Raw genomic sequence first — 11,902 nt, forward strand, 5'->3', positions numbered from 1 at the left:
GCTTATGCGTTGTTGACGTGCTGGGCCGCATGGGCGATCTGCGAGGTGGCCACGGCGATGCGGCGCTCTTCGGCTTCCAGGCCGCCTTCTTCGTTGTCGACCTGGCGCGCCTGGGCTTCATACAGCCGCCAGTAGGCGCCCTGCTGGGCCATGAGTTCGTCGTGCGGGCCGACTTCGACCACCTGGCCGCGGTCCATCACGACCAGGCGGTCGGCCTTGCGCAGCGTCGACAAGCGGTGGGCAATCGCAATCGTGGTGCGGCCCTGCACCAGGTTGTCGAGGGCGCGCTGGATTTCCTTTTCGGTCTCGGTGTCGACCGAGGACGTGGCTTCGTCGAGGATCAGGATGCGTGGGTCTATCAGCAGCGCGCGCGCAATCGAGATGCGCTGGCGCTCGCCGCCCGACAGGCCCTGGCCGCGTTCGCCCACCAGCGAGTCATAGCCCTGCGGCAGGCGCAGGATGAATTCATGCGCATGGGCGGCGCGCGCGGCCGCGACGATCTCGGCGCGTGTGGCGCCGGGCTTGCCGTAGGCGATGTTCTCGGCAATCGTGCCGAAGAAGAGGAAGGGCTCTTGCAGCACCAGGCCGATGTGGCGGCGGTAGTCGGCCACGCCGAAGCGGCGTATGTCGGTGCCGTCCACGCTGATCGCTCCATCGCTCACGTCGTAGAAACGGCAGATCAGGTTGACCAGCGTGCTTTTGCCGGAGCCGCTGTGGCCCACCAGGCCTATCATCTCGCCGGGCCGTATCTGCAGGTCCAGCCCGCGGATCACCGAGCGGTTGCCGTAGCGAAAGCCCAGGTTCTTCATGTCGATGCGGCCCTCGAGCACGCCGGTCTTCACCGGGTTGGCGGTTTCGGGTACGTTGGAGACATGGTCCAGGATGTCGAAGATGCGCTTGGCGCCGGCCGCGGCCTTTTGCGTGACCGAGACGATGCGGCTCATGGAGTCGAGCCGGCCGTAGAAGCGGCCTATGTAGGCGATAAACGCCGTCAGCACACCGACCGTGATCTGCTGCCGGGACACCAGCCAGATGCCGAATGCCCACACCACCAGCAGGCCCACTTCGGTCAGCAGCGAGACCGTGGGCGTGAACAGCGACCAGGTCTTGTTGAGCTTGTCGTTGACGGCCAGGTTGTGCTGGTTGACCTCGCGAAAACGCTGGGCTTCGCGCTTTTCCTGGGCAAAGGCCTTGACCACGCGGATACCGGGAATCGTGTCGGCCAGCACATTGGTCACGTCCGACCAGACGCGGTCTATCTTTTCAAAACCGGTGCGCAGCTTGTCGCGCACCACGTGGATCATCCAGGCGATGAAGGGCAGCGGCAGCAGGGTCACCACCGCCAGCCAGGGATTGATGGAAAACAGGATGACCGCGGTCATCACGATCATCAGCACGTCGGTCGCGAAATCCAGCGCGTGCAGCGACAAAAACACGCAGATGCGGTCGGTTTCCGAGCCTATGCGCGACATCAGGTCGCCGGTGCGCTTGCCGCCGAAGTAGTCCAGCGAAAGCTCCAGCAGGTGGTCGAAGGTGGCGGTGCGCAGGTCGGCGCCTATGCGCTCGGACACCAGGGCCAGCAGATAGGTGCGCGCCCAGTTCAGCGCCCAGCCCAGCAGCGCCGCGCCCAGCAGGCCGCCCAGCAGGGCGCCGACCTTCCAGGGCTCTATCTGCTGGCCGTTCTGGAAGGGGATCAGCACGTCGTCCATCAGCGGGATGGTCAGGTAGGGCGGCACCAGCGTGGCGGCCGTGGAGGCCAGCGTCAGTAGAAACCCGGCCAGCAGCTGGTGGCGGTAGGGGTGGGCAAAACGCCAGAGGCGCAGCAGCACCCAGGTGGAGGGCGGCGTGTGCAGCTCGCGGGCGCAGGCCGGGCATTCCTCGCTGTCGGGCGGCAGCGGCAGGTCGCATTCGGGGCACAGCGCCGCCTCGTCGGCCGGGGGCGCCTCGGCCAGGCCCTGGGCGGCCTGCTGCTGGACGAACAGCCGCACCAGGCGCAGCGCCTGCACATTGGCGCCCAGGGTAAAGCGCCAGCCGGCCAGGCGCCGGCCGTCCTGGTGCAGCTCCAGCGTGCCCACGCCGGCATGGTCGAAATGGCGCAGCGACAGGCCGGCCAGGCCCTTGCCGGTGGCGTCCACCGTAGGCCAGGACGCCCATTCACCGCCGGGGCCGCGGGCCAGCAGGCGGCGGTCCGTCAGGGCCAGCAGGCCGGTGGCGAAACGAAGTTGGCTGTCCAAGTCAACCGTAAGCGTACACAGAACGTTTTCCTGGGTTGCAAGTTGTGAGCGAAGCCCCGCCAAGGCGGGGTCGGTTAGGCTGGAGTCGTCTGCCGGGTGTTTGTGTTGCATTGTGTTGGTGAATTCTTGGCGTCCCGCATCTGGCGCGGCTGGGTTTTCGCAGGTTTTGTCTTCGCGCGTGGGGAACCCGAACAGGGGATTTTCGCCGAATGCGGCCTGGAACGACAAATTTGACCCTCAATCCCCGAAAATGGCGAAACCGGCTGCCGGCCCCCACCCCCAGCCAGGCTCGTTCGCGATAAGAACAAAGACACAACGCACATAACGAGACATACAGGGATCCACAGGGGCCTTCACCGGCCTCACACTGAAATTCATCGGCCAGGACCGCCGCTTTGCACCGACGGGTGCGGCCGCCCTGCCTGGCCGACCATGCTGCGAACCATGAGCCCTCAGGACGACATCAAGCTGCTGCGCATCAACTACTTGCGCGGACCCAATATCTGGACTTACCGGGCCGTGCTTGAGGTCTGGCTGGACCTCGGCAAACTCGAGGACTTCCCCTCCAACGAGCTGCCGGGCTTCAACGACCGCCTGGTCGCGCTGCTGCCGGCCCTGCTCGAGCACCACTGCGGCGTGGGCGAGCGCGGCGGCTTCATCCAGCGCCTGCGCGAAGGCACCTGGTCCGGCCATGTGCTGGAGCACGTGGTGATCGAGCTGCTCAACCTGGCCGACATGCCCACCGGCTTCGGCCAGACGCGCAGCACCTCGCAGCGCGGCGTCTACCGTATGGTGTTCCGCGCGCGCGACGAGCAGGTCGCCCGCACCGCGCTGGCCGAGGGCCACCGCCTGCTGATGGCCGCCATCAACGCCACGCCCTACGGCCCGGCCGATGTGCAGGCCGCCGTCGACGCGATACGCGACAAGGTCGACGACTGCTACCTCGGCCCCAGCACCGCCTCCATCGTGGCCGCCGCCACCGACCGCCGCATCCCCCACATCCGCCTGAACGAGGGCAACCTGGTGCAGCTGGGCTACGGCGCCAGCCAGCGCCGCATCTGGACAGCCGAAACCGACCTGACCAGCGCCATCGCCGAGGGCATCGCCCACGACAAGGACCTCACCAAAAGCCTGCTGGCCACCTGCGGCGTGCCCGTGCCCGAGGGCGAGATCGTCGCCACGGCCGAAGAGGCCTGGGAAGCGGCCGAGGACATAGGCCTGCCGGTGGTCGTCAAGCCCTCCGACGGCAACCACGGCCGCGGCGTCTCGCTGGACCTCAAAACCCGCGCCGAGATCGAGGCCGCCTTCGCGGTGGCCGCCCGCCACGGCAGCGAGGTCATGGTCGAGCGCTTTGTGCGCGGCCATGAGCACCGCCTGCTGGTCGTCGGCGGCCGCGTCGTCGCCGCCGCGCGCGGCGAAGCCGCCTGGGTGACCGGCGACGGCAGCTCCACGGTGTCGCAGCTTGTCGACGCCCAGCTCAACACCGACCCGCGCCGCGGCGTGGGCGAGGACTTCCCGCTGGGCCGCATCAACACCGCCGAAGACGGCGCGGTCATCCTCGACCTGCAGCGCCAGGGCCTGGCGCCGGACGCCGTGCCCGCCGCCGGCCGCGAGGTGCTGATACAGCGCAACGGCAATGTGGCGCTGGACTGCACCGACGCCGTCCACCCCGAGGTCGATCACATCGTCTCGCTGGCCGCGCGCGTGGTGGGCCTGGACATCGCCGGCGTCGACGTGGTCGCGCAGGACATCTCGCGCCCGCTGCACGAGCAGGGCGGCGCGATTGTCGAAGTCAACGCCGGCCCGGGCCTCCTGATGCACCTCAAACCCGCCGAAGGCGCGCCGCGCCCGGTGGGCCGCGCCATCTGCGACCACCTGTTCCCGCATTCGTCCGACAGCGACAACCCCAACGACGGCCGCATCCCCATCGTCGGCATCGCCGGCTCCGCCGGCAACTACCGCGTCGCGCGGCTGGTGGCCTGGCTGCTGCACCTGTCGGGCCGGCACACCGGCCTGGCCTGCCAGGCCGGCCTCTTCCTGGACCAGCGCTGCGTGGACGCCTCCGACTGCGCCAACTGGGAAGCCGGCCAGCGCCTCCTGATCAACCGCGCGGTGCAGGCCGCCGTGTTTGAAAACGGCGCCGACACGATTTTGCGCACCGGCCTGCCTTATGACAAATGCCAGGTCGGCGTGGTCACCGACCTGGGCGGCGCCCAGGGCCTGGCCGAGTTTGACATCACCGAAGACGAGCAGATGTTCAAGGTCATGCGCTCGCAGGTCGACGTGGTGCTGCCCGGCGGCGCCGCCGTGCTCAACGCCGGCGACCCGCGCATTGCCGAAATGGCCGAGCTCTGCGACGGCGAAGTGATCTTCTACAGCATCGACGCCAAGGCCGCGGCCATCGCCGCGCATTGCGCCCAGGGCGGCCGCGCGCTGTATGTGCGGCAGGACCAGGTGGTGCTGGCCACCGGTGCCAGCGAGGCCTTTTTGCCCGGCCTGGGCAAGCTGGGCGCCTGGCGCGAGCGCCGCGGCCTGACCGAAGACGCCTTGCTGGCGGCCGTGGGCGCTGCCTGGGCCCTCGGCATTCCGCTCAACCTGATAGGCGCCGGCATGGAAGCCTTTGAAACCACCCCTAAAACAGCCGGGAGTGCCGAATAATGGAAGTGTCCCGCATCCGGGCCCTGCGCGGCCCCAACCTCTGGAGCCGCCACACCGCGCTCGAAGCCATCGTGGCCTGCGGCGCCGTTGAGTGCAACATCGCCGGCCTGGCCGGCTTCGAGCCGCGCGTGCGCGCGCTGTTTCCCGGCATGGGCGCGCTGCGCCAGACCGGCCACGCCGGCCCGGTCTCGCTGGCCCATGTGCTCGAAGCCGCCGCGCTGGCGCTGCAAACCGCTGCCGGCTGCCCCATCACCTTCAGCCACACGGCCGCCACTGTGGAAGCCGGCACCTACCAGGTCGTCGTCGAATACAGCGAGGAAGCCGTGGGCCGCCTGGCCGTTGAACTGGCCCAGGCCCTGATCCACGCGGCCCTGCGCGACACTGCCTTCGACCTCGAGGCCGCCATCGCCCAGCTGCGCGACCTTGACGAGGACGAGCGCCTGGGACCCAGCACCGGCGCGATCGTCGACGCCGCCGTCGCGCGCGGCATTCCGTATCGCCGCTTGACCAAGGGCAGCATGGTGCAGTTCGGCTGGGGCGCCAAGCAGCGCCGCATCCAGGCTGCCGAGGTTGATTCCACCAGCGCGGTGGCCGAATCCATCGCGCAGGACAAGGACCTCACCAAAAAGCTGCTGCGCGCCGCCGGCGTGCCGGTTCCGCTGGGCCGGCCCGTCACCGACGTTGACGACGCCTGGGCCGCGGCCCGGCAGGTCGGCCTGCCGGTGGTCGTCAAGCCGCAGGACGGCAACCAGGGCAAGGGCGTGACCGTCAACATCAACACGCGCGAACACCTGGAAGTCGCCTACAAGACCGCCGCCGAACATGGCGAGGTCATGGTCGAGAAATTTTTGCCCGGCAGCGACTTCCGCCTGCTGGTGGTCGGCAACAAGCTGGTCGCCGCCTCGCGGCGCGAGCCGCCGCAGGTGGTGGGCGACGGCCTGCACACCGTGCGCGAGCTGGTCGACATCGTCAACCAGGACCCGCGGCGCGGCGAAGGCCACGCCACCTCGCTGACCAAGATCCGTTTTGACGACATCGCCGTCGCGCGCCTGGAAGTGCAGGAGCTCACGCCCGAATCGATTCCCGCCAAGGGCAGGCGCGTCATCCTGCGCAACAACGCCAACCTCAGCACCGGCGGCACCGCCACCGACGTCACCGACGACGTGCACCCCTCGGTTGCCGCGCGCGCCGTGGCCGCCGCGCAAATGGTGGGCCTGCACATCTGCGGCGTCGACGTGGTCTGCGAAAGCATGCTGCGCCCGCTCGAATCGCAAAACGGCGGCGTCGTCGAAGTCAACGCCGCGCCCGGCTTGCGCATGCACCTGTCGCCCTCCTACGGCAAGGGCCGCGCCGTCGGCGTGGCCATGATCGACGAGCTGTTCCCCCCTGGCGACAACGGCCGCATCCCCATCGTTGCCGTGACCGGCACCAACGGCAAGACCACCACCACGCGCCTGATCGCCCACCTGATGGCCGCCGAGGGCCTGCGCACCGGCATGACCAATACCGACGGCGTCTACATCAACGGCCGGCAGACCGACAGCGGCGACTGCAGCGGCCCCAAGAGCGCGCGCAATGTGCTCATGCACCCCGACGTCGACGCGGCCGTGTTCGAGATCGCGCGCGGCGGCGTGCTGCGCGAAGGCCTGGGCTTTGACCGCTGCCAGGTTGCCGTCGTCACCAACATCGGCAGCGGCGACCACCTGGGCCTGAACTACATCACCACCGTCGAAGACCTGGCCGTGCTCAAGCGCGTCATCGTGCAGAACGTCGCGAACACCGGCTACGCCGTGCTCAATGCCGCCGACCCCATCGTCGCCGACATGGCCGCCACCTGCCCCGGCAAGGTCATCTTCTTCGCGGCCGACCGCCACCACCCGCTCATGGCCACGCACCGCGCCCAGGGCAAACGCACCGTCTACATCGATGGCCCCGTGCTGGTCGCCGCCGAAGGCGCCTGGGTCGAGCGCATCCCGCTGCAGGGCGTGCCCGTCACACGCGGCGGCAGCATCAGCTTCCAGGTCGAGAACGTCATGGCCGCCGTCGCCGCCGCCTGGGGCGCGGGCCTGAACTGGGACACCATCAAGAGCGGCCTGGCCAGCTTCGTCAACGACGCGCACAACGCGCCCGGCCGCTTCAACGTCATGGACTACAAGGGCGCCACCGTGATCGCCGACTACGGCCACAACCCGGACGCCATGCGCGCCCTGGTCGCCGCCGTCGACGCCATGCCCGCCACGCCGGGCCAGCGCCGCAGCGTCGTCATCAGCGGCGCCGGCGACCGCCGCGACAGCGACATCCGCGACCAGACCATCATCCTGGGCAGCGCCTTCGACGACGTCATCCTCTACCAGGACGCCGCCCAGCGCGGCCGCGCCGACGGCGAGGTCATGGCCTTGCTGCGCCAGGGGCTGGAAGGTGCGGCCCGCACCCGGCGCATCGATGAGATACGCGGTGAGTTCCTGGCGATCGACACCGCGCTCGAGCGGCTGTCACCGGGCGATCTTTGCCTGGTGCTGGTGGACCAGGTGCAGGAAGCGCTTGAGCATTTGGCTGCTCGGGTCAGGGAAGCCAAGGAAAAAGTAGCGCACTGAGGCCGGGGCTTGCTCCGGCCTTCGCGCTCTTCCTCTTCATCCTCCTCTTTCCTCTGCTGTGAGCTGCTGGCCGGGTCTCGCCCCGGCGGGCGACCTACTTTCTTTTGGCGAAGCAAAAGAAAGTGAGTTGCCGCCGGGCAACCCCGGCCAGCAAGCCTATGCAAAGAGCGCATTGACGGGACAAGCCTCGGCTTAATGCGACCCCCGATGAGCCCACCCAGTTGTATGTTTCTCAACATAACTAAACAACTCATACATCGCCATCGCCATCGCCCCAATTACCACCAAGCCCGCAAAAGCCAAGGCCAGCCGTTGTTGCGAGCCGGCACTCTGCATCAAGTAGCCAATGCCCGAGTCGCCGGCCGTCATTTCGGCCAGCACCGTGCCGACAAAGGCCAAGGTGATGGAAACCTTGAGCGAGGCAAAGAAGTAGGGCATGGAGCGCGGCAGGCCGACCTTGACGAGTACGTCCCAGCGTTTGGCGCCCAGCACGCGCAGCACGTCCTCGAGTTCGGGCTCCAGCGTGGCGAGACCCGTGGCCATGTTGACGGTGATGGGAAAGAACGAGATCAGGAAGGCGGTGAGGATGCCGGGGCCTATGCCTATGCCGAACCAGACGATCAGGATGGGGACAATCGCGGCCTTGGGCACGGCGTTAAAAGCCACCAGCAGCGGGTACACCGCCGCATAGGCCAGTCGCGAGGAGCCGACTAAAAAACCCAGCAGCACGCCGACGATGATGGACAGGCCGAAACCGACCAGGGTGACCCAGAAGGTTTTCCAGGCGGCTTCGGCGATCGGCGTGGCGAACTCGGCCATGGCCTGGGCAATCGCGAGTGGCGCGGGGAAAATGAACTCAGGCACCGTGAAGATGCTGCACACCAGCTGCCACAGCAAGACCACGGCCGCCAGCAGCGCCCAGGGCGCCCAGCGCTCCAGCTGTTTGTTGTTCAGGGTCATGGCGCGGCCCCGCCGCGCACCGCGCCTATGTGGCCGCGCAGCTCGTGCACGATGTCGCTGAATTGACTGGTGTAAGTGACTTCCAGGTCGCGCGGGCGCGGCAGGTCGATTTCGCGCCTGACGACAAAACGGCCCGGGCTTTTGCTCATCACGTACACCGTGTCGGCCAAAAACACCGACTCGCGCAAATCATGCGTGACCAGGATCACGTTAAAGCGCTGCTCGGTCCAGAGGTCGCGCAAGATGCACCAGAGTTCCTCGCGCGTGAAGGCATCCAGCGCGCCGAAGGGCTCGTCGAGCAGCAGCATCTTGGGCTCGTGGATCAGCGCGCGGCAAATGCTGGCGCGCTGCTGCATGCCGCCCGAGAGCTGCCAGGGGAATTTGTCTTCATAACCGGCCAGGCCCACCTTTTGCAGCAGGCGGCGTGCGCGTTCCTCGAACTCCTTGCGCCTGGCCTTGAACTGGCTGCGGTAAGGCTCGACGATCTCCAGCGGCAGCAGCACATTGCCCACCGTGGTGCGCCAGGGCAGCAGCGAGGGTGCCTGGAAGGCCATGCCTGAAATTTTGAGCGGCCCGGTCACGGGCCGGCCGTCGATCAGGATGCGGCCGGAGGAGGGCATCTTCAGGCCCGTGGCCAGTTTCATGAAAGTGGACTTGCCGCAGCCCGAAGGCCCGACGATGGCGATGAACTCGCCCTGCCGCACCTGCAGGTCTATGGCCTCGACGGAAAATTGTTTGCGTGCGAGCAGCTCGTCGTTATACGCAAGCCAGACGTCGCTGAAATCAACGAAGTGATGGGAGTCGGCTGTAGCCAGGGACATGCTTATTTCTTGGGCACCGGCAATACATTGAGTTCAGCCGCCGTGGGCAGGAAGCTGCCGTTCCACACCAGCGCAGGGTCGACGCGGGTCTTGGTGCCGAAGGCGTCGGACACCTGCGAGGCCATCAGCGTGAGGCGCGGGGCTTTTACCTGGCCGAAGCCTTCGGCGCGCGCGTCGGGGCTGTTGACCACGGTGTCTATGGCCAGGCGCAGGCGGCGCACTTCCAGCGGCACGTTGATGATGCCGTCGCGCGCCTTGACGAATTCAATCGCGGCGGCCGGGTCGGCCACCACGTCTTTCACGCCCTTGGTGAAGGCCTGCAGGAAGGCCTTGATGGCCTCCGGGTGCTCCTTGATGAGCTTGGGCGAGGCGATCACCACATTGCCGTAGTGCTTCACGCCGAAGTCGGCATAGGGCAGTACCACCACGTCCTCGGCCTTGACGCCGCGCGCCTCGAGATTGAGCAGCGAGGTGAAGGTAAAGCCGGTGATGGCATCCACCTCGCCGCGCGCCAGCATGGTTTCGCGCAGCGGCGGGTCCATGGTGACCCACTGGAAGCCGGTGACCTTGTTGGCCTTGGCAAACACCGGGAAGGCGCGGCGGCCGGCGTCGAACACCGGTGCGCCCATTTTTTTGCCGTTGAGGTCGGCCGGTGTCTTGATGCCCGACTTCTTGAGCGCCATCACCGAAGCCGGCGTGTTGTTGTAGACCATCATCACCGCCACCGGCTTGTTGGGCGCGTCGGGGTTGTTGGCGTGAAACTCCATGACCGAGGCCAGGTCGGCAAAACCCATGTCGTAGGTGCCCGAGGCCACGCGCGTGACCGCGCCGCCCGAGCCGTTGCCGGCGTCCACCGTGACGTCCAGCTTGTTGGCCTTGAAGTAGCCCTTGGCCACCGGCGTGAGGAAAAGCGCGGAAGGGCCTTCAAAACGCCAGTCGAGCTGGAATTTGATGGGCGTGTTCTGCGCCTGCGCGCCCAGGGCCGTCAGGACAAGCACGGCCCCGGTCATCAGGGCGGCCAGGCGGGGGAGGGCAAAAGCGCGATTTTTCATATCGGGAAATTTCTTGTAGGGGTGGCGAAAAGAGGAGCGAAAGGGGCGGCAGGCGGATTCCACGGAAGAGGCTGCGGCCGTGAAGCAAGGCAAACCCCAAAACGATACAGCAAAAACAGTGCCTGCCGTGCCTGCGGAGTCGAACTTTCGGCTTGACGCGAGGAGCCCGCTGTTGTCTTCCGGACCGGCGGGCTCGGCAAGCTGGCGGCGCGCGTTGGCTAAAGCGCAACAGATATGCCCTTCGACTGCTGTCAATGCTCGCAGCTTGTAATTTCTCACGAATGGAATTGGGTGATTGCGCTTGTCATATTTGTCATATTTTTGGCGCATGCGCTTGCCGGCTCTCCGCCCCATGATCCTGCTGCCGCTACGCGGCCCCGGGGTGCAGCCTTGACTGATTCAAAAAGAAGCGTGTCCGCGCGGCGATCAGGGGCCCGGGGATGACAGCTGTCGTTACAGCTGTTTACGTTTGATCGGGGCCGGTGGGCCTGCATGCGTGGGCTCCACCCGCTTTTACCTGTCAGTCCTGACAGGAAAGCACCCCCAGGCAGTCTTTGACTATTTTCGCGGCCCGTCCATAGAGTGCCATCGTGTGAGAGGGATTAAGCCGCAAGGCCGTACAGCTCCTGGCCCTAGCAAAGCCTTTGGGGCGGCGGCTGAAGCGATCTAACAACGATGTATTCAGACAGGGATTTCATGAAAACGCCTTTTTCGCTGCTGCGCCGCCAGATGTTGTCTATCCTGGGCCTGGGGGTCCTGACAGGGGGGATGGGGGGAGCGGGCAGTGCCTGGGCCCAGGCCGCGGCAGCCGGCAAAAAGCCGGCGGCCACGGGGGCGGGAGGGGGCAACTGGCGCTTTCTGATCAATGAAGCCGTGGGTGGTGACACCAACTCCTTTGTGCTGACCAACCGCTACCGGCCTGTTGCCGATTTCATCACCGCCCAGCTCAAGGGCCGGCCCATCGTGGTGGAGCCCATGGTCGACATCAAGCGCTTCATGGCGGTGGCCCAGGGCGCCAGCAAGCCCGAGTTCGTCTTCGGCAAGTCCGTCAACCAGCTGGCCAAGCTGGTGCGCGACAACGGCTACCAGCCGGTGGTGCGGCGCGCCGACCCCTACAAGGCGGCCTTTATCGTGGCCAAGGATTCCCCGATCAAAACCCTCACGGATGCGGCCGACTCAAAGGTCATCATGCCCGACGAGTTCGCGGCCACCAGCGCGGTGGCCCTGGCGGAACTGCGGCGGCAAAAACTCGGCCAGATCCGCGTGACGCATGTGCGCTTCCAGGAGGAAGTCGCGCAGTTCGTGAAATCCGGCATGGGCCAGATTGGCGTGGTCAACCCCACCATCGCCAAAAAGTGGGTGGAAGACGGCGGGCGCGTGGTGGCTGAAACGCAGCCGGTCGTGAACTGGTCGATTCTGGCCGGTCCCGGCGTGGCCGCGGACATGGTGCAGCAGCTGCGCGATGCGCTGCTGGCCGCCAATCCCGAAAGCAGCGCCGTCATGGCATCGATGGGCGTGAAGGCCTGGGCCAAAGCCGAAAGAAAGGATTACCTGGATTTGTTGGACTACACGAGGGAGTAAAA

The 11,902-nt window shown here is 66.7% G+C and carries 7 protein-coding genes; 3 read left to right on the forward strand and 4 right to left on the reverse strand.

Annotation, left to right across the window (positions count from 1 at the left end):
- Positions 1 to 2 precede the first annotated feature (2 nt).
- Positions 3 to 2,345, reverse strand: a complete 2,343-nt coding sequence (locus AC1DUN_RS04085) for a cyanophycin metabolism-associated ABC transporter (protein ID WP_477712825.1) — start codon at positions 2,343 to 2,345, stop codon at positions 3 to 5.
- 333 nt (positions 2,346 to 2,678) lie between these two features.
- Here AC1DUN_RS04085 and AC1DUN_RS04090 point away from each other — a divergent pair, with 333 nt between their 5' ends.
- Complete coding sequence (locus AC1DUN_RS04090; RefSeq protein ID WP_477712826.1) at positions 2,679 to 4,892, forward strand: cyanophycin synthetase; 2,214 nt, start codon at positions 2,679 to 2,681, stop codon at positions 4,890 to 4,892.
- Entirely contained in the window at positions 4,892 to 7,486 is a 2,595-nt protein-coding gene (gene cphA / locus AC1DUN_RS04095) for a cyanophycin synthetase (RefSeq protein ID WP_477712827.1), read from the forward strand. The genes AC1DUN_RS04090 and cphA overlap by 1 nt, the downstream gene beginning before the upstream one ends.
- Before the next feature lie 192 nt (positions 7,487 to 7,678).
- On the opposite strand, the gene AC1DUN_RS04100 is transcribed toward cphA, so the two are convergent.
- Genes AC1DUN_RS04100 through AC1DUN_RS04110 form a run of 3 tightly spaced genes read right to left on the reverse strand, consistent with a single transcriptional unit; the run spans position 7,679 to position 10,277 of the window.
- Positions 7,679 to 8,446: an ABC transporter permease gene (locus AC1DUN_RS04100; RefSeq protein WP_477663583.1), complete on the reverse strand. Its 768-nt coding sequence runs from the start codon at positions 8,444 to 8,446 to the stop codon at positions 7,679 to 7,681.
- Positions 8,443 to 9,267 carry an ABC transporter ATP-binding protein gene (locus AC1DUN_RS04105; protein WP_477712828.1) on the reverse strand — a complete coding sequence of 275 codons (825 nt, stop codon included), beginning with the start codon at positions 9,265 to 9,267 and terminating at the stop codon, positions 8,443 to 8,445. The genes AC1DUN_RS04100 and AC1DUN_RS04105 overlap by 4 nt, the downstream gene beginning before the upstream one ends.
- A gap of 2 nt (positions 9,268 to 9,269) precedes the next feature.
- The gene (locus AC1DUN_RS04110; RefSeq protein WP_477713125.1) at positions 9,270 to 10,277 is read right to left on the reverse strand and encodes an ABC transporter substrate-binding protein; all 1,008 of its coding nucleotides are present in this window, start codon (positions 10,275 to 10,277) and stop codon (positions 9,270 to 9,272) included.
- 738 nt (positions 10,278 to 11,015) lie between these two features.
- On the opposite strand from AC1DUN_RS04110, the gene AC1DUN_RS04115 reads away from it, so the two are divergent.
- A complete protein-coding gene (locus AC1DUN_RS04115; RefSeq protein WP_477712829.1) occupies positions 11,016 to 11,900 on the forward strand; it encodes a phosphate/phosphite/phosphonate ABC transporter substrate-binding protein in 885 nt (294 codons plus the stop codon).
- The last annotated feature ends 2 nt before the right edge of the window (positions 11,901 to 11,902 follow it).

The sequence above is a fragment of the Polaromonas sp. P4_F6 genome (assembly GCF_056401275.1).